The sequence below is a fragment of the Bradyrhizobium sp. USDA3516 genome (assembly GCF_057651995.1).
This window is the reverse complement of record NZ_JBYGYN010000009.1, coordinates 13,930-38,100: the sequence shown is the minus strand read 5'-3', so window position 1 is coordinate 38,100 and position 24,171 is coordinate 13,930. Positions and strand designations below refer to the sequence as shown.

Below are 24,171 nucleotides of genomic sequence, written 5' to 3'. Positions count from 1 at the left end.
CGAACGCGTCTTGCCTCGGATTCGGCCGACGCCTGCGGGGGAAACAGTATGAGCGACCTCGATTCCGGAACTGCATCACGCTCCGGTCGTCGCGTCCCAAAGCCAAAAATCAACGGTACGTCCGAGCCGGATTCGCGGGGCGAACTGCTGCTCGCGCTCCAGGCTATGCGCAGCGGTGACTTTTCGGTGCGCATGAGCGGCGACTATCTCGGCATCGACGGCAAGATTGCCGACACCTTTAACGAAATTATCGCCGCCAATCAGCGCATGGCGCAGCAGCTCGAGCTGGTGGGCCAAGTGGTGGGACGCGAAGGCAAGACCCGTCAGCGCGTGAAATTCGGCCTTGCGTCGGGCTCCTGGGCCGACATGGAAGGTTCGGTCAACACGCTGATCGACGACCTGTTGTGGCCGACGCGCGAGGTGACGCGCGCCGTCGCGGCCGTCGCCCAAGGCGACCTGCTGCAGACCGTCAAGCTCGACGTCGACGGCCGTCCGCTCGGCGGCGAATTCCTGCAGTCGGCGACCATCGTCAACACCATGATCAAGCAGCTCGGCGTGTTCACCTCGGAGGTGACGCGCGTGGCGCGCGAGGTCGGCACCGAGGGCAAGCTCGGCGGTCAGGCCCAGGTGCCCGAAGTGACCGGCGTCTGGAAGGATCTGACCGAGAGCGTCAACTCGATGGCGAACAACCTGACCAACCAGGTTCGCAACATCGCCGAGGTGACGATCGCAGTCGCCAACGGCGACCTCTCCAAGAAGATCACGGTCGACGTCCGTGGCGAGATTCTCCAGCTGAAGGAAGCCATCAACACGATGGTGGACCAGCTGCGCTCCTTCGCCTCCGAAGTGACGCGCGTGGCGCGCGAGGTCGGCACCGACGGCAAGCTCGGCGGCCAGGCCATCGTGCCGGGCGTCGCCGGCACCTGGAAGGACCTGACCGACTCCGTCAACGCGATGTGCGGCAATCTCACCGCACAGGTGCGCAACATCGCCAACGTCACCACCGCCGTGGCGCGCGGCGACCTCTCGCGCAAGATCACCGTGGACGTGCGCGGCGAAATCCTGGAGCTGAAGGACACCATCAACACCATGGTGGACCAGCTCAACTCGTTCGCCTCGGAAGTCACCCGCGTGGCGCGCGAGGTCGGCACCGAGGGCAAGCTCGGCGGCCAGGCCCAGGTGCCGGGCGTCGCCGGCACCTGGAAGGACCTGACCGACAACGTCAACTTCATGGCCTCCAACCTGACCGCGCAGGTCCGCAACATCGCCGACGTCGCGACCGCCATCGCGAGCGGCGATTTGTCGAAGAAGATCACGGTGAACGTCTCGGGCGAGATCCTTCAGCTGAAGGAGACGCTCAACACCATGGTCGACCAGCTCAACGCCTTCGCCGGCGAAGTGACGCGCGTCGCCCGCGAGGTCGGCACCGAGGGCCGGCTCGGCGGCCAGGCCAACGTGCTCGGCGTCGCCGGCACCTGGAAGGACCTGACCGAGAGCGTCAACTCGATGGCCTCGAACCTGACCGCGCAGGTCCGCAACATCGCCGAGGTGACCACCGCGGTCGCCGGCGGCGACCTCTCGAAGAAGATCACCGTGGACGTCCGCGGCGAGATCCTCGAGCTGAAAGACACCATCAACACCATGGTGGACCAGCTCAACGCCTTCGCCGGCGAAGTCACCCGCGTGGCGCGCGAGGTCGGCACCGAAGGCAAGCTCGGCGGCCAGGCCGTGGTGCGCGGCGTCGGCGGCACGTGGAAGGACCTCACCGACAGCGTCAACTCGATGGCCTCGAACCTCACCGGCCAGGTCCGCAACATCGCCGAGGTCGCAACCGCGGTGGCGAAGGGCGACCTGTCCAAGAAGATCACGGTGAACGTGTCCGGCGAAATCCTTCAGCTGAAGGAAACGCTCAACACCATGGTCGACCAGCTCAACGCCTTTGCCGGCGAAGTCACGCGCGTCGCCCGCGAGGTCGGCACCGACGGCAAGCTCGGCGGCCAGGCCGACGTGCCCGGCGTCGCCGGCACCTGGAAAGACCTGACCGACTCCGTCAACTCGATGGCGGGCAACCTAACCGCCCAGGTCCGCAACATCGCCGAAGTTGCGACCGCGATCGCCGGCGGCGACCTGTCGCGCAAGATCACCGTGGACGTGCGCGGCGAGATCCTTCAGCTCAAGGACACGCTGAACACGATGGTCGACCAGCTCAACCGCTTCGCGGGCGAGGTGACGCGCGTGGCGCGCGAGGTCGGCACCGAAGGCCGCCTCGGCGGCCAGGCCAACGTGCCCGGCGTCGCCGGCACCTGGAAGGACCTGACCGACTCCGTGAACTCGATGGCGGGCAACCTCACCGCCCAGGTCCGCAACATCGCCGAGGTGACGACCGCGGTCGCGCGCGGCGACCTCTCGCGCAAGATCACCGTCGACGTGAAGGGCGAAATCCTCGAGCTCAAGAACACCATCAACACCATGGTGGACCAGCTCAACGGCTTTGCCGGCGAAGTCACGCGCGTGGCGCGCGAGGTCGGCACCGAAGGCAAGCTCGGCGGCCAGGCCGAAGTGCCCGGCGTCGCCGGCACCTGGAAGGACCTCACCGACAACGTCAACTTCATGGCCTCCAACCTGACGGCGCAGGTCCGCAACATCGCGGAGGTCGCGACCGCCATCGCCGGCGGCGACCTGTCGAAGAAGATCACGGTGGACGTACGCGGCGAGATCCTTCTCCTGAAGGACACGCTGAACACCATGGTCGAGCAGCTCCGCTCCTTCGCCGCCGAAGTCACGCGCGTGGCGCGCGAGGTCGGCACCGAGGGCCGGCTCGGCGGTCAGGCCGTCGTGCCCGGCGTCGGCGGCACCTGGAAGGATCTCACCGACAACGTCAACCTCTTGGCTGCGAACCTCACCACCCAGGTCCGCAACATCGCCGAGGTGACGACCGCGGTCGCGCGCGGCGACCTCTCGCGCAAGATCACGGTGGACGTGAAGGGCGAAATCCTCGAGCTGAAGAACACCATCAACACCATGGTGGACCAGCTCAACGCCTTCGCCGGCGAAGTGACGCGCGTCGCCCGCGAGGTCGGCACCGAAGGCAAGCTCGGCGGCCAGGCCCAGGTGCCCGGCGTCGCCGGCACCTGGAAGGATCTCACCGACACGGTCAACTTCATGGCGGCGAACCTGACCGAGCAGGTGCGCGGCATCGTCAAGGTGGTGACCGCTGTCGCCAATGGCGACCTGAAGCAGAACCTCACGGTGAAATCGAAGGGCGAGGTCGCCGCTCTCGCCGACACCATCAACAACATGACCGAGACGCTCGCGACCTTCGCCGATCAGGTGACCTCGGTGGCGCGCGAGGTCGGCGTCGAAGGCCGGCTCGGCGGCCAGGCCAACGTGCCCGGCGCGGCCGGCACCTGGAAGGATCTCACCGGCAACGTCAATCTGCTCGCGGCCAACCTGACCTCGCAGGTGCGCGCGATCGCGGAAGTCGCGACCGCGGTGACCAAGGGCGACCTGACGCGGTCGATCCAGGTCGACGCCCGCGGCGAAGTGGCGGAGCTGAAGGACAACATCAACACGATGATCACCAACCTCCGTCTCACGACGGAGCTGAACACCGAGCAGGACTGGCTCAAGACCAACCTCGCCAAGTTCACCAACATGCTCCAGGGCCAGCGCGACCTCACCACCGTCGGCCGGCTGCTGCTGACCGAATTGTCGCCACTGGTGAACGCCCACACCGGCGTGATCTACCAGGTCGAGAACGAGAACGATCCGCAGCTCCTGCTGCTCGCCTCCTACGCCAGCGACGGCGTCTACCCCTATCAGCCGGTGCTGCAATTCGGCGAAGGCCTGATCGGCCAATGCGCCTTCGACAAGCGGCCGCGCGTCGTCTCCGACATTCCCTCGGACGTGGTGCCGATCAACTCGGCGCTGTTCCGCGTCGCGCCGAAAAACCTCGTGGTGCTGCCGGTGCTGTTCGAGGGCCAGGTCAAGGCCGTGATCGAGCTCGCCTCGCTCATCTCCTTCACGACCTCGCAGATGACGTTCCTGGAACAGCTCACCGACTCGATCGGCATCGTGCTCAATTCGATCGAGGCCACGATGCAGACCGAAGGCCTGCTCAAGCAATCGCAGCAGCTCGCGGGCGAGCTGCAGACCCAGCAGCGCGAATTGCAGCAGACCAACGACCAGCTCGAGCAGAAGGCGCAGCAGCTCGCCGAACGCAACGTCGAAGTCGAGCGCAAGAACCAGGAGATCGAGCAGGCCCGCCGCGCGCTCGAGGAGAAGGCGACCGAACTCGCGCTGACCTCGAAGTACAAGTCCGAATTCCTCGCCAATATGAGCCACGAGCTGCGTACGCCCCTAAACTCGATCCTGATCCTCGGACAGCAGCTCAGCGACAACCCCGACGGCAACCTCTCGGCCAAGCAGGTCGAGTTCGCCCGCACCATCCATGGCGCCGGCACCGACCTCTTGAACCTCATCAGCGACATTCTCGATCTCTCCAAGATCGAATCCGGCACCGTGACGGTCGACGCCGAGGAAATCCTGACCGCGAACCTGCTCGAGACCGTCGGCCGGCCGTTCCGGCACGAGGCCGACAACCGCAACCTGTCGTTCAAGATCGACGTCGATCCGAACCTGCCGCGCAGCATCGTGACCGACTCCAAGCGGCTGCAACAGGTTCTGAAGAACCTGCTCTCCAACGCCTTCAAGTTCACCGCCGAAGGCGAAGTGCGCCTGAAGGTCGCCGGCGCAATCGGCGGCTGGGGGACGGATCATCCGGTGCTGAACTCGGCGCCGGCCGTGATCGCCTTCGAAGTGTCCGACACCGGCATCGGCATTCCCCTGGAGAAGCAGAAGCTGATCTTCGAGGCGTTCCAGCAGGCCGATGCCGGCACCAGCCGCAAATATGGCGGCACCGGCCTCGGCCTTGCGATCAGCCGCGAGCTGGCCAGCCTGCTCGGCGGCGAGATCCACCTGCGCAGCGCGCCGGGCAAGGGCTCGACCTTCACGCTCTATCTGCCCTTGAAATATTCCGGCCCGACCCTCGCGCCGCGGGCGCCGGCACCGCAGCAATATGGCCAGCCGCCGGCGCTGCAGCCTGCCGCGCCCGACCAGCAGCGCGTCATCGAGCAGCTGCCCGACGACCGCCTCAACCTCGAACCCGGCGATACCATCCTCCTGATCGTCGAGGACGACCCGCACTATGCCCGCGTGCTGGTCGATCTGGCCCGCGACAAGGGCTTCAAGGTCCTGGTCGCCGCGCGCGGCGCCGAGGCCCTCGAGCTCGCCAAGCAATACCAGCCGACGGCCGTCTCGCTCGACGTGTTCCTGCCCGACATGCTCGGCTGGACCGTGCTGAGCCAGCTCAAGCACAATCCGCTCACCCGCCACATCCCCGTGCAGATCATCACGCTCGACGAGGACCGCCAGCATGCGCTGGCGCGCGGCGCGTTCTCCTTCGTCAACAAGCCGACGACGACCGAGGGCGTCTCGGCCGCGCTGACGCAGATCAAGGAATATGCGCGGCCGCGGCGCAAGCGGCTCTTGATCGTCGAGGACAACGAGGCCGAGCGGCTCTCGATCCGCGAGCTGCTGCACCATGACGACATCGAGATCGTGGCCACGGATACCGGGGCCGGCGCGCTCACGACGTTGCGCGAGCAGCCCTGCGATTGCGTGGTGCTCGACCTCAGGCTGCCCGACATGAGCGGCTTCGAGGTGCTCGATCAGATCCGCAACGACGAGGCGCTGTCGAACATCCCCGTCGTGGTGTTCACCGGCCGCGAGCTTTCCGCCGAGGAGGATGCCGAGCTTCACACCATGGCGCGCAGCATCGTGGTCAAGGGCGTGGAATCGCCCGAGCGCCTGCTCGACGAGACCGCGTTGTTCCTGCACCGCGTGATCACGGAGTTGCCGGTCGAGAAGCAGCGCATGTTGGAGAAGCTGAACAGTTCCGACGAGGATCTGATCGGCAAGACCGCCCTGCTCGTCGACGACGACGCCCGCAACATCTTCGCGCTGTCGAGCGTGCTGGAACGACGCGGCATGAAGGTGCTGACGGCCACGACCGGCAGCGAGGCGGTGACGCTGGTCGAATCCAATCCGGAGATCGCGATCGTGCTGATGGACATCATGATGCCGCAGATGGATGGCTATCAGACCATCGGCGTGATCCGCGAGAACCCGGCCTTCGCCCGTCTGCCGATCATCGCGTTGACCGCCAAGGCGATGAAGGGCGACCGCGAAAAATGCCTCGAAGCCGGCGCGTCCGACTACCTCGCCAAGCCGGTCAACACCGACCAATTGCTGCTTGCGATCCGCATGTGGCTGCATCGCTGAGTTGGGCCCGCGTATGGACCAGGAAAAGGTCAACATCCTGCTCGTCGACGATCAGCCGGCCAAGCTGCTCGCCTACGAGGTGATCCTGAAGGATCTCGGCGAGAACCTCGTGATCGCCTCCTCGGGCCGCGAGGCGTTGGAGGTGCTGCTCAAGACCGAGATCGCGGTGATCCTGGTCGACGTCTGCATGCCCGAGCTCGACGGCTTCGAGCTCGCCGCGATGATCCGTGAGCATCCGCGCTTTCAGAAGACCGCCATGATTTTCATCTCGGCCATCCAGGTCAGCGACATCGACCGGCTGCGCGGCTACGAGATGGGCGCGGTCGATTACGTGCCGGTGCCGGTCGTGCCGGAGGTACTGCGCGCCAAGATCAAGGTGTTTGCCGAGCTTTACCGCAAGACGCGCGAGCTCGAACGGCTGAACCACGAGCTCGAGGATCGCGTCCGCGCCCGCACCGCGGAACTGGAGGCTTCCACCGCGAAGCTGCGCGAGAGCGAGCAGCGGCGCAGCATGGCGATCGCGGCAGGAAAGATGGGGTCCTGGGACTGGGACTGGGTCAGCGGCGATTGGATGTGGGACGAGGGGCAATACAATATCTTCGGCGTCAGCCCCGACAATTTCGAGGTCAATCCGGCCAACGTTCAGGCCCTGCTGCACCCCGACGACGTCGACCAGTTGCGCAAGGCGATCGCCGAATTCAACAAGGGCACGCGCGCCTATGAGACGGAGTTCCGCATCCTCCGGCCCGACGGCGAGGTACGCTGGTGCGTCGGCACGGCGGCCGCAACCACGGACGAGAGCGGGCGCGTGGTGCGCGTCAGCGGCGTGACCGTAGACATCACCGAGCGCAAGCGCGCCGAGGAGCGGCAGAACCTGCTGGCGCGGGAGGTCGATCATCGCGCGAAGAACGCGCTGGCGCTGGCGCAATCGATCGTGCGCCTCACCCGGGCCGACGAGGTCAAGGCCTATGTCAACGCCGTCGAGGGGCGTATCAATGCGCTGGCGCGTGTGCACACCATCCTGTCGCTGTCGAGCTGGCAGGGCGCCGAGCTCTCCAGGCTGATCGACGAGGAGCTTGCGCCCTATTCGCTCGGCGACCAGATCAAATTGGCAGGGCCCGAAGTTCAGTTGCTGCCGGCGACGGCCCAGACGCTGGCGCTCGCGCTGCACGAGCTCTTCACCAACTCGGCAAAGTACGGCGCGCTATCCACGCGAGCGGGGCGGCTCGCGATCGATTGGCAGGTCGACGAGGAGCTGCTCACGCTGAGCTGGGAGGAATCCGGCGGTCCCCTGGTCAAGACCCCGAAATCGCGCGGCTTCGGCACGCGAAGCCTGCTTGCGAGCATCGAGTCCCAGCTTGGCGGACAGGCGCAGTTCGATTGGCGCGCCGAGGGCCTGCTGTGCCGTCTGGAGGTGCCGTTGACTCGCAAGACCGCGGCGGCTGCACCAAGCAAGTTCGACACCGCCGGGTCTGCCGAACTGCAACGCGCATCCGGTTAACCTGACGCTGCGCTGCTCATGCGCTGCGCCGTGCGTGGTCCGCGCGCGACGCGCCCTTCGAGCCAGGCTTCCGTTCGGGCGAGATCGCGCAGCGCCCTCGCGTAGCGGCGGGCTGCGCTCCGCTCCGCGCCAAGCGGGAGCTCGCGCGCCTTGCGCAGGATGTCCGCGGCCGCGTTGCGATAGGCCAGCGAGCGGTAAAGAAAGACGACCTTACCCATATCGAAGTTCCCGTTTCGGTGTTCCCATCTTGCTGGCGCCCATCTTGGCAAGCCCGGCATGAACGCCCGATGAAACGGGCGATAACAATTCCCTCAGCGGAACGGAACCAGGGGATCACGTGCGCGTTGGCGTGGCAGTTCGGGATGCCGTCCATGCGCGCCAGAAAGTCGTCTGAGCTTGTCTCTGCCAGCGGCCTTATCAAGCTGATGACGCATGCAATGATGGGCGCAGCGCTCGGCCTCACCTTCAGTCTCGCCCTCGTCCTGTCGAATCCAGCCGTCGCCAACCTGCTGAGCAATGGCGGAAGCCAGGCCACGATGGTCTTCGCCCTCACCTTGGTGACGACCTTTGCGATCGGCGCGACGCTCACCGGCGCCGTGTTCATCCTGGCCGAGGACAAGCAAACTTGAAGCGTGGGTGACGCACGGAAGACGCCGCGCTGGGAACCCTTGCTGCGACGGATGGTTTGCGGCCTGCTTCAAATCAACCGGGGTGTTTTCCCGCCGCGAGAGCCCTGGGAAGATGACCACCACCACATAGGCGCTCCCTGGAATCGTGAAGGGCTCCGCATTGCGGAGCCCTTCATCTTCCATCTTTGGGGTCGGCACTTGGCCTTCTCAGCGGCGCCAACGATCTCCGCGGCGCTCGGCTGGGCGCACAGGATTGCCGCCGGTCTTCGCGGCACGAAGGCGCACCCGATTGCGGACGTCGGGCAGAACATCGCTGCCGCCAGCCGACTTCCATTCGGCAATCAAGAAGTTGATTTTCCGGCGCAGGTCCATCTGCGCCAGGGCCCTTTCCGTGCAGTCGCGATCGCGCTCGACGAGGTCGCGCACCGACGCCTCGACGTCGGCCATTTCGAGCCTCAACGCTCTGATTTTACGTCGAATTTCATTAATTCTGTTGTCCATGGCTTGTTAGAACAAAATAAGAACATATAGTCAAGTCACGATTTCAGGACGGAGAAGCCAGATGCAGATTCAAGGTAAATACGACGCCAGGTTTTTTCTCGGCGAGCAAATGACGCGGGCGCAGGGACTTAAGCTGAAGCGGCTCAGCGAGGAGGCCTATCAGCCCGGCCAATATGTGCGGGGTCTATCCTTCAGTGAGGCCGCAAGGCGCATCCAGGCGCTGGAAGCGGAGATCGAGCTGGCAAATTCCTTCTAGGCCCGCGTCGCCCGCGCTGCCGGAACCATGGCGGTGCCGAATGGTTCTTCCCACCGAGGGAGAACATGCATGGCACGCAAGGCAAAGAAGCGCCGCTACTCACGCAGCTCGGGCAGCGATGTCGCCAGCGAGATGCGGCGCTATAAGAAGGGCACAGCGAAAAGCGGCCGTGGCGGGCGCGGGGGCCGCGTCAAGAGCCGCAAGCAGGCGGTCGCGATCGGACTGTCGAAGGCGCGCAAGAAGGGCAAGAAGGTCCCGAAGAAGGCTTCGAAGCGCAAAAGCGCCAAGAAGACGTCCAAGAAGACGTCCAAGAAATCGTCGAGGACGTCGTCCAAGAAATCATCCAGCAAGAAATCATCGAAGCGCAAATCATCCAAGCGGTCGCGCTGACCGGTCTCAGATCATGCTCCCCGGCATGAAGCAGCGGATCGAGATCCCGAACGCAGTCTTGACCGGCCACACCATGGTACGACCGGCCCGGTTCGGCTCGGTGATGACGGCCTCATCCGGCACATCGATCCACTGCCCGTCCAGGCGCACACGGTAACGCCCGTTGTGCGACTCCCAATCGGGATCGGCAACGGCGAAACCGTCCGCGTCCGAGCAGCACGGACCGAGATGGCTGCGCAAACCGTCGAACCATGGCTTTAGAGGGGAATTCGCGTAGCGGCCGTCGTCGCGTCCGAGCGCGTTTTCGCCTGAGAGCACCAATGGCACCACCAGCAGCGCACTCCTGAGCGAGAGCTTCAATCGATCCATGTCGGCACCGATCCTTGTGAACCACCGGCAAGTTCCACAAAGCACCGGGAGGTTCGAAGTTCCACGCTTGCAACCCGTTTCGGCGGCGACGTTGCCGCAGCACCGGGATGCTCCAGCGAGTGTGATCAGCGAACACGGCTTTTTCGGACGCACCGGTCATCATCCCTGCCGTTAACGAGAATGTTATCGGGCCTGGTGCGAGCTGCCTGGGCGCGCGAAAGGCGGCCCGAGGGCCGCCTTTCTGGATTTCTGACGATCGAGTTCGCGTTACGCGAGTGGCACCGCGACGAAGCGGGTGGCCTCCGCGCTTCTGACCTGGAGCAGCACGCTGCGCTTGCCGGACGATTTGGCCTGCGCAAGCTCGGAGCGCACCTCGCCGACATTGCTGACCGCCTTGCCGCCGACATTGAGGATGACGTCGCCGGTCTGGATGCCGCGTTGCGCGGCCGGACCTTGCGGATCAACCTCGGTGACGACAACCCCGTTCTGGCCTGCGCCCTGGACGTCACCGGCGGGCGCCAGGCTGAGGCCGAGACGCGGCGTGCCAGCACCCGGCTGCCCCCTGCCCTCATCGGCATTGCCATTGACCTTGGCCTGCCGCTCGTTCGGCAGTTCGCCGAGCGCCAGGGTCACCGTCTTGCTGTCGCCCTTGTGGAACACATCGAGCTTCACGGACGTGCCCGGCGCCAAGCCGGCGATGGTGCGGGCGAGGTCGCGGGAGTCCTGGATCGTGGTGCCGTTGACGGCGGTGATGACATCGCCCGCCTGGATGCCGGCCTTCGCCGCCGGGCTGCCATCCTGCGAATGGTCGACGATCGCGCCGCGCGCCTCCTTGAGCCCGAGGCTGTCGGCAATATCCGACGTCACCGGCTGCACCTGCACGCCGAGCCAGCCCCGGGTGACCGCGCCCTTGTCCTTCAATTGCGCGACGACGAGCTTGGCGGTCGAAGCCGGGATATCGAAGCCGATGCCGACCGAGCCGCCCGAGGGCGAGAAGATCGCAGTGTTCACGCCGATCACGTTGCCGTTCATGTCGAAGGCCGGGCCGCCGGAATTACCCTTGTTGATCGGCGCGTCGATCTGGATGAAGTCGTCATAGGGACCGTTGCCGATGTCGCGGCCGCTGGCCGAGACGATGCCGGCGGTTACGGTGCCGCCTAGACCGAAGGGATTGCCGACCGCGACCACCCAGTCGCCGATGCGCGGCTTCTGGTCGGAGAACTTGACGAAGGGAAAGTCCTTCCTGCCGTCGACCTTGATCAGCGCGAGATCGGTCTTAGGATCGGTGCCGACGACCTTCGCGGTGTATGTCGTGCCGTCGTCCATCGTCACCTGCACGGACTGGGCGCGATCGACGACGTGATTGTTGGTCACGGCGTAGCCGTCGGCGGAAATGAAGAAGCCGGAGCCTTCGCCCGTGATCATCTGGTGGCGCTGGCGCGGCATGCCGTTCGCACCGCCCGGAAAGCGGAAACCGAATTGTCGCGAGAACTGGTCGAACGGCGTGTCCTCGTCCGAATCCATCCGGTTCTGCTGCAGCATCGCACTCTTGTCGTTATCCTGATCGATCTTGACCCGCACCGAGATCACCGCGGGTTTGACCCTGCTGACGAGATCGCCGAAGCCGGGCGGCGTCGCGGCGGCTTCGGCCGCCTGAGCCGGCGCAATGAAGGCGTTGATGCCGTACGGCGAGGCGCCCGGCGCAATGGCCAGGGCGGCTACGCCGAGCGCGGCCACGGTGCCGAGCAGCGCGAGCCCACGCCGCCGCAATATCCTGCGAGACGTGGTGGTGTCGGAATTGACGCGATCGTTCATGTCGAAATGTCCATGTTGAGCTGGTGTCGCCTTGCCCGCAACATGGTCGCTGCCACCTTACGGCGTCCCGTCCGTCCGATTAAATCTCGGCAAAGAATGGATGAGCGGGGCGCGGCAGGCCATCCGGACGTTTGATACAGCTCAACGCGCCGCCTTCGCGCGGTGAAAAACTGCGCTCCTCGGATGATGCTCAGCGGAGGCGCGCCATGTACAAAGACATTCTCGTCCACATTCCCACCGAACGTCCCATGCGTCCCGCGATCGACGGCTCGGTCTCGCTCGCGGCGAACCTCAACGCGCATCTCGACGCGGTCGCGGTCGGCTATGTCGCCACCAGTGCGGCTTACGTGATGGAAGGCGGCGCGGCGGTGGCGGCCGTGTTCGAGCTTGAACGCGAGCGCGCCGTGGAGCGGGCCGAGGCTACGCTCGCGGTATTCGAGAGCGAGGCGGCGAACGCCGGCATCTCCCATACCTGCCACGCACTCGGCGCGATCCCGGCGGATGCCGCCGGCTCGCTCGGCGAGATGGCACGGCTGCACGATCTCAACGTCGTGCTCCAGCCCGATCCGGCGCAGGGCTCGTTCGACAACGACGTGCCGAGCGAGATCCTGTTCCGAGCGGGCGGCCCGGTGCTGTTCCTGCCCTACACGTTCCGGGGAGCCTTCAATGCGAAGCGGATCGGCATCTGCTGGGACGGCAGCCGCGTTGCCGCCCGGGCCATGCGCGACGCCGCCCCGTTCCTGGCGCGCGCCGAAGAGATCGTGATCATCAGCGTCAACGAGACCGAGGCCGGCGCCGGCGAAGCTTCAGCGAGCGGGCTGGCCAGACATCTCGGCCGGCGCGGACTGTCGACCCGCACGGTCAGCCTGACCGCCGCGCGCGCCGACATTCAGCCGACGATCCTGTCGCTGGCGGCCGACGAGAGTCTGGATCTCCTGGTGATGGGCGGCTACGGCCATTCGCGATTGCAGGAACGCGTTCTCGGGGGCGTCACCCGCGCCATGCTGGATGCCATGACGGTCCCGACGCTGATGTCCCATTGAGGCGAGCCGGCTGGCGCCGTCACGCCGCGACGGGAGCCTCCCATGGCGCGGGCGCGGCGACGTCCTCGCCGCGATGCACATTGCACGCGTCGAAATGCGCCTTGAGCTCGATTTCTGCGAGATGTTCGAAATGTTCGGCCTGGCCGAGGAGTTCCCAGTTCTGGAGCGGCCGGTAGGCCGCCTGCTGACGGCAGAGGGACGCCAGCGCCCGGTAGCGACGTACGTTCTCCATGAGACCCTCCCTCGCGTTCACGGGCTTATTGCCCTGATTTGCGTCAGGCCGATGGCGCTTATGCAAAACATTTGCTGCGCGCACAACGCGCCTGAACCAAGTTAATTTTCGAGAAGCGCCGGCAAGGATTTTAGTTCCAAGCGCCCGCTTGGAACTCTGTGTCCAATGCTAGGCGTAGAGGCGGCGCTCCACGGCGAGGCCGACCAGGTCGAGATAGCGTTCGATCAGGTCGGGCCGGCCGACGAGATAGCCTTGCATCTCCTCGCAGGCCTCGCGCTCCAGGAAAGCACGCTGGGCTTCCGTCTCCACTCCCTCGGCAATGACCGGGATCTTCAGCGCGTGCGCAAGGCTGAGCACGGCGCGGACAATCTCGGCCGATTGCGGCGTCGCCTCCAGGTTGGAGATGAAACTGCGGTCGATCTTGATCTTGTCGAACGGGAACGATTGCAGATAGGACAGCGCGGAATAGCCGGTACCGAAATCGTCCATGGCGATGCGGATGCCGAGGGCCTTCAGCCGCCGCAGAAGATTGAGCGCGCGGGTGAAATCGCCGATCAGCACGCCCTCGGTGATCTCGACCTCGAGCCGCGTCGGCGTCAGCCCCGTCTCCAACAAGATCTGGTGGATCGAGCGCTCGAGATCGCCGGCCTGGAACTGGACCGGCGACAGATTGACCGCGACCTGCAACGGCCGCGGCCAGGATGCCGCCTCGCGGCACGCCTCGCGCAGCACCCATTCGCCGATTTCGACGATCAGCCCGTTCTCTTCCGCGAGCGGAATGAACTGGTCCGGCGGCACGAAGCCGCGCGTCGGGTGATTCCATCGCAGCAGCGCCTCGAAGCCGATGACCTCGCCATCCACCCGCGCCTGCGGCTGGAAATAGACCAGGAGCTGGTTCTGCTCCAGCGCCTGCCGCAGGTCGTGCTGCAACAGCCTGCGGTCGCGCAGCTCCTGGTCCATCTCGGACTCGAAGCAGCGGACGCGGCCCCTGCCCTCGCGCTTGGCGCGGTAGAGAGCCGAGTCGGCGTTGGCGAGCAGCGTCGCCGCGTTCACGCCATCGTCCGGATAGAACGCGATGCCGACGCTGAGGCCTACGTGGGAGAGATAGTCGTCGACCTCGAGCTCCTTGCCGATCGTCTCGACCAGGCGTTCGGCCAGCGCCAGAACGTGCTCACGGCTGGCATCGTCGGGCATCAGGATCATGAACTCGTCGCCGCCGATTCGGGCGACGAAGGCGCCGTCGGCTTCCGCGGCAAGCCGGTCGGCGGCCGCCCGCATCAGTATGTCGCCGACGGGGTGACCGAACACGTCGTTGACCTCCTTGAAGCGGTCGAGATCGAGGCTCAGCACGGCGAAGCTGGTCGACGCCTCCTGCGCCCGCTCCAGCCGTTCGTCGAGCGCCGCGTTGAAGGCGCTGCGGTTCGGTAGGTCCGTGAGCGCATCATGCTGCGCAAGATGGCTGATCCGCGCTTCGTTCGTGATCCTCTCGGTGACGTCCTCGATCACACCGACCAGGTATTGCGGGGCGCCGCTGCCGTCCCGGATCAGCAGCTTGCGCGAATTGACGAGACGATCGCGGCCCTTGGCGCCGAATTCGAGCAGATGCCCCTCCAGGAACATCGGGTTGCCGCTCTCGACGACCCGGCGATCCTGCTCGTTGACGACGCGGGCAACCTCGTCCGGAAAGATCTGCTCGGGCGTCTTGCCCAGCATGGCCTCGCGCGGCATCCCGTAATATTCCTCGCCGGCGCGATTGAGCAGGACGTAGCGGGAATCCCTTGCATCCTTGGCAAACACGGCGATCGGAACGTTCTCGATGATGCTGTCGAGAAATTCGCGCGCGTGCAGCAGATCCTGTTCGGCCCGCTTATGCGTCTGCTCCAGCTCCTCGATCATCAGCTTGATCGCGCGGTCGGTACGGCGGCGATCGCAGTCGCTCTCCTCATAGGCCGCACTGACGAGCTCGCCGAGCCTGGTCATATCGACCTTCCCGGATTCGTCCGTCGACTGGCGGATCTGTCTGGCGAGCAGCCGATGCATGGTCACGCCGCCGCCTCCGCGAGGACCGTGACAGTCATGGTCTGGTTGTGCAGTTCGCAGCGGCCGGACGCAGCCGGCGGAGCGATCTCGCCGTAGGAGTAGAATCCGATCCGGACGACGTCGTCGCCGAGCTCGGCGGCGACGGCATCCAGCTCGTCCTGCGTGCGCTGTCCCATCACCCTGCGGCGGCCGGTACAGCTCACCAGGATCGCAAGCTTGTCGCCGGTAATTCCATTCGCGATCGCGCCGCCCGCCTGCCGGCCGGCCTCGCCGGCACCTGCAGCGAGGCTGTCGAAATTCGCCCGCATCAACTGCGCAGTGCAGCCTTCCGGAATGTCCGCGGCAAATGTCAGGGTGCGGGCATCGCGATCCACCGCGAACACCGAACGCACGATCTGCCGATCGGGCGCGGCCTCGTCGTGAATGCGCAACGGGAATGCCAAACCCGAACCTGGCATCGCCTCAGCCTCTTCCTCGCCGAGATAGCGGGCGTAGAGGTCCAGCGGCGGCTCGCCATCGAGCTCCACGACCACCGGTCCTTGCGACTTGGTCACCTTGCGGCGCGGGCCGAACACATCCCAACCGCCGGCACAACCATGCGCGAAACGGAACGAGGCACCGTAGAATCCGATTGCCGCCACGCGCTTCGGCGCCGGCTCGGCGTCGGCCGCGACCAGCGTCTGTTCGAACTTCGTGCCGTCGGCGGCGAGCCCACCCGTGACGGGCAAGTCGGGCCCCAAAACCTCGGTGATGCCGGCAAGCAATTCCCCGCCGTTCACCGCCAACCCGTCCGACAGGACGAACAGACCAGCCAGATCCGCGGCCGCCAGCTGACGGGCAAGACGCTCACCGCAAGCCCGCGACGCGTCGCGGGTCTCGACGACCTCATGCACCAGCCGCACCTGCGTATGCGCGAAGCGCAGCGCCACGGCGACAACCTCATCATCGCAGATGTCATCGCCATGGATCTGTCCGCCGGTGCTGCAACCGACGATATGGCTGTCAGGATGGAGACGGCGCAGCTCGCGATGACGTTGGCCGTTCGCCAATTGCTCGCGACTGCCGAAATAAAGCACGAGCTGCGGAGGCTCGCGCAGGGCGTCCGCTCCGCGCCAGCCATGGGCAACATTCCAGTGAAGATATCGAATGTGCATCCCACGCGCTCCGCGATTCTTGAACCACAGATTGTGGCGCGGCGCATTGCGTCGTCGTTAATTGCGTGCGTCGTTCGACACCGTTGGTTACCCCGTCATGAAAGGATTGCCGACTCACGCTCGATTTCCCGTAGGATCACGGGGAAATCCGGCTTCACGACACACCGAATGCCTCGGTGCAATGGCTCGATGATACCGCCCACGATCTACCGGATGAGCGTACTTCCTTCGGGCCGCTTCGCGGGCGCGGAACTATCTTGCGGCCTCGGAACCCGGCCGGTCTCCGCGGCGATGCGAATAGCCGCGATATTGGCGGCGTATTCGCCAGCGCTCTTGCCGCGAAACACGGCGGAGCCGGCGACCAGCGCGTCGGCGCCCGCTGCAGTCACGGCCGCGGCATTGTCGCGCGTGATACCGCCATCGACCTCGAGCCGGATCAGCCGCTCGCCGATCATGGTCCTGAGCCGCCTGATCTTGTCGATCTGCGATGCGATGAAGGATTGGCCGCCAAAGCCCGGATTGACCGTCATCACCAGCACGAGATCGATCCGATCGAGCACATACTCGATCACCGTTTCCGGCGTCGATGGACAAAGGCTGACGCCAGCCTTGCTGCCGAGCGAGCGGATCGCCTGAAGCGAGCGGTCGAGATGCGCACCCGCTTCGGCGTGCACCGTGATGATGTCCGCTCCGGCTTTCGCGAACGCCTCGAGATAGGGATCTGTCGGCGCGATCATCAAATGCACGTCGAACGGCTTCTTCGAATAGGGGCGGATCGCCTTGATGACGTCGGCACCGAAGCTGATGTTCGGCACGAAGTGTCCGTCCATGACGTCGCAGTGGATCCAGTCGGCCCCAGCGGCGTCGATCGCGGCGACCTCCTCGCCGAGACGCGCGAAATCCGCGGCGAGGATCGAGAGAGCGATCATGATCTCTTTCGTCATGGCACTGTACTCCGCGCATCCGCACCGCCGCTGAACACCCGGCTGGCGAGCACGTCCATGGCATCGATGGTTTCGAGGTCGGCGACATCGAGCATGCGATCGAGATCGGACACCAGCCGATCGGCCTGCCGCAGGCGGATGCGGTCGACGGCGTTGCGGATCGAGCGCGCGTTGGAGAAGAACGGCTGGGTCTGGCGCAACGCGACGTACTTCTCGAACGCCTCGCGCGCCGCCGTCGAGAAGCGATAGCCGCGCTCCTTCAGCATCAGCTCGGCAATGACCAGCAGCTCGGCCTCTGCGTAGTCAGGGAATTCGATGTGATGGGCAATGCGCGAGCGGAAACCGGGATTGGAGGCAAAGAAGCTTGTCATCCGCTCGCCATAGCCGGCGAGGATCACGACCAGGTCCTCGCGCTGATTCTCCATCACCTGGAGCAGGATCTCGATCGATTCCTGGCCGTAGTCGCGCTCGTTGTCGGGACGATGCAGATAATAGGCCTCGTCGATGAACAGCACGCCGCCCATCGCCTTTTTAAGGATCTCCTTGGTCTTCGGCGCGGTGTGGCCGATATACTGGCCGACGAGATCGTCGCGTGTCACCGAGACCACCTGCCCGCGGCGCACGAAGCCGAGCCCGTGCAGGATTCTGGCCATGCGCAGCGCCACGGTGGTCTTGCCCGTTCCCGGGTTGCCGGTGAACGACATGTGCAGCGTTGGCGGCGCGGAGGCTAGTCCGGCCCGCTGCCGGATGCGCTCGATCAGCAGCAGCGAGGCGATCTGGCGCACACGGTTCTTCACCGGCTTGAGCCCGATCAGTTCCCGATCGAGCTGTTGCAGCGTCTCGGTGATCCCGGCGGCTTCAGCCTCCTTGCGGAGATCGAAATGAGTTTCGCTATGTTCGGTCGTGGTTGCGTGGGGGACATCGAGCATGACTACCCTCGAAGAAAAGAGCTTCGCCGCGAGCGAGGCGGCGAAGCAGTGGTCCGCCAGGATGCGGAGCAGGGAGAGCTCCGCGCGGAAGCGGATGACCTAAGCTGGCGCGTGCGCGGCCGGCTTTCGAACCGTGGTGTAGCGGACCGCACGGCCGTCGACCTCCCGTCGCACCAGCTCGAACTCCGTCTCTTGCTTCGGCCGGTTGACGAGGAAGGAGATCCGCACCGATTCCCAGCCGTGGCTGGCGTCGAAGCCGCTGATGCGGATGTAGCGGTCGCCGCAAATCCTGCGGCACTCGGCGAGCTCCATCATCACGCCGGCAGCATCCTGGAGATCGAACATCGGCAGGCCCCACATCTCCCAATAGGTGTTGCGGGGATGCGGATCGTCGGTGAACTCGATGTTCACCGCCCAGCCATTGGCGAGGCAATACTGCACCTGGCTGGTGATCTGCTCGTCGGTCAGATCCGGCAGGTACGAGAAGCAGCCCTGGGTGATCTTCATCTCAAATCTCCTCAGACGGTTTCCAGCGCCGTCGGTACGAAGTCCGGCGTGTCGGTGGATTGATAGTTGAAAGTGACGTCCTTCCAGACCTCGAGCGCGGCCTTCAGCGGCGTGCAGGTCTGGGCCGCCTTGGCCAGGATCTCCGGGCCCTCGTGGACATAGTCGCGGCCCTCGTTGCGGGCGAGGATCATCGCTTCCAGCGCCACGCGGTTGGCAGTCGCGCCGGCCGCAATGCCCATGGGATGACCGATGGTGCCGCCGCCGAACTGCAGCACGACGTCCTCCCCTAACAGATCGAGCAGCTGGTGCATCTGCCCGGCATGGATGCCGCCGGAGGCCACCGGCATCATCTTGTTGAGGCTCGCCCAGGACTGGTCGAAAAACAGGCCATGCTCGAGCTTGGTCGGGTTGAAGTCCTCGCGGCAGACATCGTAGTAGCCGCGCGTGGTGTTGGGATCGCCTTCGAGCTTGCCCACCACCGTGCCAGCATGGATGTGGTCGACACCGGCAAGGCGCATCCATTTCGCGATGACGCGGAACGACACGCCATGGTTCTTCTGCCGCGTATAGGTGGAGTGGCCGGCGCGATGCAGATGCAGGATCATGTCGTTGCGCCGTGCCCATTTGGCCATGGACTGGATCGCGGTGTAGCCGATCACGAGGTCGATCATCACGATGCACGATCCGAGCTCCTTGGCGAACTCCGCCCGCTCGTACATGTCCTCCATGGTGGCGGCGGTGACGTTGAGATAGGTCCCTTTCACCTCGCCGGAGGCGGCCTGCGCGCGGTTCACCGCCTCCATGCAGTAGAGGAAGCGATCGCGCCAATGCATGAAGGGCTGCGAGTTGATGTTCTCGTCGTCCTTGGTGAAGTCGAGCCCGCCCTTCAGCGCCTCATAGACCACGCGGCCGTAGTTGCGGCCGGACAGACCGAGCTTCGGCTTCACCGTGGCGCCGAGCAGCGGCCGGCCGAACTTGTCGAGCCGCTCGCGCTCGACCACGATGCCGGTCGCCGGCCCCTGAAACGTCTTCACATAGGCGACCGGAAAGCGCATGTCCTCGAGCCGCAGCGCCTTCAGCGGCTTGAAGCCGAACACGTTGCCGATGATGGAGGCCGAGAGGTTGGCGATCGAGCCCGGCTCAAACAGGTCGAGATCATAGGCGATGTAGGCGAAGTACGAGCCGGACGAGCCCGGAACAGGATCGACGCGGTAGCACTTGGCGCGATACTTCTCGGCCGCGGTCAGGCGGTCGGTCCACACCACCGTCCAGGTCGCGGTCGAGGATTCGCCTGCCACAGCGGCCGATGCCTCGATCGGGTCGACGCCGTCCTGCGGCGTGACGCGGAACAGCGCGATGACGTCGGTGTCCTTTGGCGTGTAGTCGGGCTCCCAATAGCCCATGCGCTTGTATTCCATCACGCCGGAGCGATAGCGCTCTTTGCCGCGGACCGTGCCTGTATGTGCGTTCATGTCTCTCTCCTGCTCTTTTCTCTGCGCTTTCCGATGGACTAGGCCGCCACGGGTTCGCGGGCATCGATGCGCGGGTCGAGTTCGCCGGCGCGATAGCGCCGTGCCATCTCGCTCATCGGAATGACCTTGATCTTGCTGGCGTGGCCTGCGGTACCGAACTGCTCGAACCGCTCGCGGCACAATTCGCGCATCGCGTCCATCGCCGGCTTCAGGAACTTGCGTGGGTCGAACTCGGAGCGCGCTTCCGCCGCCACCTTGCGGAACACCGCGGTCATCGCCAGCCGGCAATCGGTGTCGATATTGACCTTGCGCACGCCGCTGCGGATGCCGCGAACGATCTCCTCCACCGGCACGCCCCAGGTCTGCGGCATCTCGCCGCCGAACTGGTTGAACATGTCCTGCAGCCGCTGCGGCACCGAGGACGAGCCGTGCATGACCAGATGCGTGTTCGGCAGCCGGCGGTGGATCTCCTCGACCACCCGCATCGCCAGGATATCGCCATCCGGCCTGCGACTGAACTTGTAGGCGCCGTGCGAGGTGCCCATCGCGATGGCGAGCGCATCGACCCTGGTTGCCCGAACGAAGTCGACGGCCTGGTCCGGATCGGTCAGGAGCTGGTCGTGACCGACCTTGCCCTCGACCCCGTGGCCATCCTCCTGCTCGCCGCCGCCGTGCTCGAGCGAGCCGAGCACGCCGAGCTCGCCTTCGACGGAAGCGCCGACCCAGTGCGCGAGATCGACGACGCGGCGGGTGATGGCGACGTTGTAATCATAGTCGGCCGCGGTCTTGGCGTCGGCCTTGAGCGAGCCGTCCATCATCACCGAGGTGAAGCCGTGGGCGATGGCGGAAGCGCAGGTCGCCTCGTCATTGCCATGGTCCTGGTGCATGCAGAGCGGAATGTCCGGATAGGTCCGCTCCAGCGCGTCGATCATGTGCGAGAGCATGAGATCGCCGGCGTAGCTGCGCGCGCCGCGCGAGGCCTGGATGATGACCGGCGCATCGACCGCGGCCGCCGCCTGCATGATCGCGATGCCCTGCTCCATGTTGTTGATGTTGAACGCCGGCACGGCGTAACCGTGGCTGGCAGCGTGATCGAGCAGTTGGCGAAGTGTGATACGGGCCAAGAATCGTCCTCCTTATTGGCTTTTGCGGGCGATCGCCCGGCGGGCAGCTTCCGCAATGCTTTGCGGCGTGATGCCGAATTCGCGGTACAGCACCGGCGCCGGGGCCGAGGCACCGAAGCCGCGCATGCCGACGAACTCACCGTCGGTGCCGATCCAGCGATGCCAGTCGCCGGCGACAGCGGCCTCGATGCCGACGCGCGGCGCGGTGCCGAGCACCGAGGCGCGGTAATGATCCGGCTGCTCCTCGAACAGCGCGAAACACGGCGCCGAGACCACGGCCGCGCGAACGTGCTCGGTCGCGAGCAGGCGGGCGGCTTCCAGGGCAATCGAGACTTCCGAGCCCGTTGCAATCAGCGTCACGTCGCGGCCGCCGTCCGGCGAGACGACGAGATAGGCACCGTTCGCGACGCGGTTTCTGCCGCGGGCATCGCTGCGGAAGGTCGGCAAGGCCTGCCGCGACAGGCACAGCACTGAGGGGCGATGCTCCGCCGCAAGCGCGCAATCCCAGGCCTCCAGCGTCTCCACGGCATCGGCGGGGCGGAACACCAGCAGGTTCGGAATGACACGCAGCGCGGCGAGATGCTCGACCGGCTGGTGCGTCGGGCCGTCCTCGCCGAGACCGATCGAGTCGTGCGTCATCACATGGATGACGCGCAGCCGCATCAGGGCCGCAAGTCGGATCGCCGGCCGGCTGTAGTCGGAGAACGCCAGGAACGTGCCGCCATAGGGGATGAAGCCGCCATGCAGCGCAAGGCCGTTCATCGCTGCGGCCATGCCGTGCTCGCGGATGCCATAGTGGATATAGTCGCCGGCGAACGCGCCGCTCTTGACCGGGGCCTGCGCCTTTGCGTGCGTCAGATTCGAATGGGTCAGGTCGGCCGAGCCGCCGACCAGACCCGGGACCGTCCCGGCGACGGAATCGAGCACCTGCTGCGAGGCCTGGCGCGTTGCGATCTTCGGACGCTCGCTAGCGAAGCGCTCGCGCAACTTCGCCGCAGCCAGCGCATAGGCACACGGCAAGCCGACGGCCTTGCCCTCGACGAACAGGTCGCGCTGCTCCGGCGTCGCACCTTCGTAACGATCGAGCCAGGCGAGGCGGTCGACCTGCCCGCGCTGCCCGATCATCCGCCAAGCCTTGAGCACCGGTATCGGCACTACGAAAGGTTGATAGTCCCAACCCAGCGTCCGCCGCGCCGCTGCCGTCTGCTCGGTGCCGAGCGGCGCGCCGTGCACTTTCTCGGTGCCCTGTCTATCAGGCGCGCCATAGCCGATGATTGTGCGACAGGCGATCAGCGAGGGCTTTGCGGTCTCCCGTTCCTCCGCGATCGCCTGCGCCACCGCTTCGGGATCATGCCCGTCGACGCGGCGCACCGACCAACCGGAGGCAGCGAAGCGCGCGAGCTGGTCGTCGGACGTCGCCAGCGAGGTCGGACCGTCGATGGAGATGCCGTTGTCGTCGAACAGCACGATCAGCCGGCCGAGTCCGAGATGGCCGGCGAGCGAGATCGCCTCCTGGCTGAGGCCTTCCATCAGGCAGCCATCGCCCGCGATGACATAGGTGAAGTGATCGACCAGCCCGTCGCCATGCCGCGCGTTCGCCATCCGCTCGGCGAGAGCCATGCCGACCGCGGTCGCAATGCCCTGGCCCAGCGGTCCCGTCGTGGTCTCGACACCGGGCGTATGGCCATATTCGGGGTGGCCCGGCGTCTTCGAGCCCCACTGGCGAAAGGCCTTGATGTCATCGAGGCTGACATCGCCGCCGGTGAGATGCAACAGCGCATAGAGCAGCATCGAGCCGTGCCCCGCCGACAGCACGAAGCGGTCGCGGTCCGGCCAGTTCGGATGCGCCGAGTCGAACTTCAGGAAGCGCGAGAACAGCACCGTTGCGACATCGGCCATGCCCATGGGCAGGCCGGGATGGCCGGACTGCGCTGCTTCGATGGCGTCGACCGCAAGGAAGCGGACGGCATTGGCGAGATCGTTGTGCGTGACCGCATTGAGGTCGGCTTCGGCATGGACGGAGATGTTCATCGGAGTCTCTCCCTGTTCACTTCAGGCTGCGCTTGCGCTCGATCAGCTGCATGATCAGCGGCGTCAGGATCAGCTGCATCGCGAGGTCCAGCTTCGCGCCCGGGCACACGATCGAATTGGCACGGGACATCCAGCTCTGCGGCAACATCGAGAGCAGATAGGGGAAATCGATACCGCGCGGATTCTTGAAGCGGATCACCACCATCGATTCGTCCGGCGTCGGGATCCAGCGCGCCACGAACGGATTGGAGGTATCCACCGTCGGCACGCGCTGGAAGTTGATGTCGGTCTCGGTGAATTGCGGGCAGATGTAGTGGATGTAGTCGGGCATCCGCCGCAGGATGGTGTCGGTGACCGCCTCGGTCGAATAGCCGCGCGCGCTGCGGTCGCGGTGCAGCTTCTGGATCCATTCGAGATTGATGACGGGCACGACACCGATCTTGAGGTCGGCATAGCGCGCGACGTTCACCTGGTCGGTGACTACGGCGCCGTGCAGGCCCTCGTAGAACAGCAGGTCCGAATCCTCCGGCAGCTGCTTCCAGTCGGTGAAGGTGCCTGGTGCCGCGCCATGCAGCGCCGCTTCCTCGGCGTCGTGGACGTAGTGCCGCGTCACCGCGGTGCCGGTCTCGCCGTAGTCGCGGAAGGCGCGCTCCAGCTCCTCGAACAGGTTGGTCTCGGGGCTGAAATGGCTGAAATGCTTGTTGCCGCGCTCGGCCTCCCTGGCCATCTGCGCACGCATCTCGGCGCGGTCGTAGCGATGAAAGGCGTCGCCCTCGATGTAGGCGGCGTTGACCTTCTCGCGGAAGAAGATTTGCTCGAAGGTCTTCTTGACCGAGGTGGTGCCGGCACCGGAGGAGCCGGTGATCGAGATGATCGGATGCTTCCTGGACAT

General features: G+C 65.5%; 20 protein-coding genes. 6 read left to right on the top strand and 14 right to left on the bottom strand.

Features of this window, described 5'->3' with window-relative positions; all coding sequences use genetic code 11:
- Positions 1-48: 48 nt before the first annotated feature.
- Positions 49-6,342 carry a HAMP domain-containing protein gene (locus AC24YW_RS25910; RefSeq protein WP_487485381.1) on the top strand — a complete coding sequence of 2,098 codons (6,294 nt, stop codon included), beginning with the start codon at positions 49-51 and terminating at the stop codon, positions 6,340-6,342.
- Positions 6,343-6,355: 13 nt separating this feature from the next.
- Positions 6,356-7,843 carry an HWE histidine kinase domain-containing protein gene (locus AC24YW_RS25905; protein ID WP_487485380.1) on the top strand — a complete coding sequence of 496 codons (1,488 nt, stop codon included), beginning with the start codon at positions 6,356-6,358 and terminating at the stop codon, positions 7,841-7,843.
- Here AC24YW_RS25905 and AC24YW_RS25900 read toward each other — a convergent pair.
- Entirely contained in the window at positions 7,840-8,061 is a 222-nt protein-coding gene (locus AC24YW_RS25900) for a hypothetical protein (RefSeq protein WP_487485379.1), read from the bottom strand. The two genes, AC24YW_RS25905 and AC24YW_RS25900, sit on opposite strands and share 4 nt — an antisense overlap.
- Positions 8,062-8,214: 153 nt before the next feature.
- Between AC24YW_RS25900 and AC24YW_RS25895 the strand changes: the two genes are divergently transcribed.
- Complete coding sequence (locus tag AC24YW_RS25895; RefSeq protein WP_487485676.1) at positions 8,215-8,472, top strand: hypothetical protein; 258 nt, start codon at positions 8,215-8,217, stop codon at positions 8,470-8,472.
- Between the two features lie 207 nt (positions 8,473-8,679).
- Here AC24YW_RS25895 and AC24YW_RS25890 read toward each other — a convergent pair whose 3' ends face one another.
- Positions 8,680-8,919: a hypothetical protein gene (locus tag AC24YW_RS25890; protein ID WP_487485378.1), complete on the bottom strand. Its 240-nt coding sequence runs from the start codon at positions 8,917-8,919 to the stop codon at positions 8,680-8,682.
- Positions 8,920-9,034: 115 nt separating this feature from the next.
- Here AC24YW_RS25890 and AC24YW_RS25885 point away from each other — a divergent pair, with 115 nt between their 5' ends.
- Positions 9,035-9,229 (top strand): DUF3072 domain-containing protein, encoded by a 195-nt coding sequence (locus AC24YW_RS25885; RefSeq protein ID WP_487485377.1) that lies wholly within the window; start codon positions 9,035-9,037, stop codon positions 9,227-9,229.
- A gap of 69 nt (positions 9,230-9,298) precedes the next feature.
- Positions 9,299-9,619 carry a DUF6496 domain-containing protein gene (locus tag AC24YW_RS25880; RefSeq protein ID WP_487485376.1) on the top strand — a complete coding sequence of 107 codons (321 nt, stop codon included), beginning with the start codon at positions 9,299-9,301 and terminating at the stop codon, positions 9,617-9,619.
- 6 nt (positions 9,620-9,625) lie between these two features.
- Here AC24YW_RS25880 and AC24YW_RS25875 read toward each other — a convergent pair whose 3' ends face one another.
- Together AC24YW_RS25875 and AC24YW_RS25870 are read right to left on the bottom strand one after the other, a co-directional pair.
- Positions 9,626-9,988, bottom strand: a complete 363-nt coding sequence (locus tag AC24YW_RS25875; RefSeq protein ID WP_487485375.1) for a hypothetical protein — start codon at positions 9,986-9,988, stop codon at positions 9,626-9,628.
- 267 nt (positions 9,989-10,255) lie between these two features.
- Entirely contained in the window at positions 10,256-11,803 is a 1,548-nt protein-coding gene (locus tag AC24YW_RS25870; RefSeq protein WP_487485374.1) for a Do family serine endopeptidase, read from the bottom strand.
- A 206-nt stretch (positions 11,804-12,009) separates the two neighbouring features.
- Here AC24YW_RS25870 and AC24YW_RS25865 point away from each other — a divergent pair, with 206 nt between their 5' ends.
- Positions 12,010-12,846, top strand: a complete 837-nt coding sequence (locus tag AC24YW_RS25865) for a universal stress protein (RefSeq protein WP_487485373.1) — start codon at positions 12,010-12,012, stop codon at positions 12,844-12,846.
- Between the two features lie 19 nt (positions 12,847-12,865).
- Here the strand turns inward: AC24YW_RS25865 and AC24YW_RS25860 are convergent, their stop codons facing one another.
- The 10 genes from AC24YW_RS25860 to AC24YW_RS25815 form a co-directional block, all read right to left on the bottom strand.
- Positions 12,866-13,078, bottom strand: a complete 213-nt coding sequence (locus tag AC24YW_RS25860; protein ID WP_487485372.1) for a hypothetical protein — start codon at positions 13,076-13,078, stop codon at positions 12,866-12,868.
- A gap of 168 nt (positions 13,079-13,246) precedes the next feature.
- Positions 13,247-15,118, bottom strand: coding sequence for a putative bifunctional diguanylate cyclase/phosphodiesterase (locus AC24YW_RS25855; RefSeq protein ID WP_487485675.1), 1,872 nt, complete (start codon positions 15,116-15,118; stop codon positions 13,247-13,249).
- A gap of 2 nt (positions 15,119-15,120) precedes the next feature.
- Positions 15,121-16,272, bottom strand: a complete 1,152-nt coding sequence (locus AC24YW_RS25850; protein WP_487485371.1) for an FIST signal transduction protein — start codon at positions 16,270-16,272, stop codon at positions 15,121-15,123.
- 206 nt (positions 16,273-16,478) lie between these two features.
- On the bottom strand, positions 16,479-17,216 hold the full coding sequence (gene rpe / locus AC24YW_RS25845) for a ribulose-phosphate 3-epimerase (RefSeq protein ID WP_487485370.1): 738 nt from the start codon (positions 17,214-17,216) through the stop codon (positions 16,479-16,481).
- Positions 17,213-18,145: a CbbX protein gene (gene cbbX, locus AC24YW_RS25840; protein WP_487485369.1), complete on the bottom strand. Its 933-nt coding sequence runs from the start codon at positions 18,143-18,145 to the stop codon at positions 17,213-17,215. The genes rpe and cbbX overlap by 4 nt, the downstream gene beginning before the upstream one ends.
- A gap of 99 nt (positions 18,146-18,244) precedes the next feature.
- A complete protein-coding gene (locus AC24YW_RS25835) occupies positions 18,245-18,652 on the bottom strand; it encodes a RuBisCO small subunit-like domain-containing protein (protein WP_487485368.1) in 408 nt (135 codons plus the stop codon).
- Positions 18,653-18,663: 11 nt separating this feature from the next.
- The gene (locus tag AC24YW_RS25830; protein WP_487485367.1) at positions 18,664-20,124 is read right to left on the bottom strand and encodes a form I ribulose bisphosphate carboxylase large subunit; all 1,461 of its coding nucleotides are present in this window, start codon (positions 20,122-20,124) and stop codon (positions 18,664-18,666) included.
- Between the two features lie 38 nt (positions 20,125-20,162).
- Positions 20,163-21,248: a class II fructose-bisphosphate aldolase gene (fba, locus tag AC24YW_RS25825; protein ID WP_487485366.1), complete on the bottom strand. Its 1,086-nt coding sequence runs from the start codon at positions 21,246-21,248 to the stop codon at positions 20,163-20,165.
- 12 nt (positions 21,249-21,260) lie between these two features.
- On the bottom strand, positions 21,261-23,279 hold the full coding sequence (gene tkt / locus AC24YW_RS25820; RefSeq protein ID WP_487485365.1) for a transketolase: 2,019 nt from the start codon (positions 23,277-23,279) through the stop codon (positions 21,261-21,263).
- Between the two features lie 16 nt (positions 23,280-23,295).
- On the bottom strand, positions 23,296-24,171 hold the full coding sequence (locus AC24YW_RS25815) for a phosphoribulokinase (protein ID WP_487485364.1): 876 nt from the start codon (positions 24,169-24,171) through the stop codon (positions 23,296-23,298).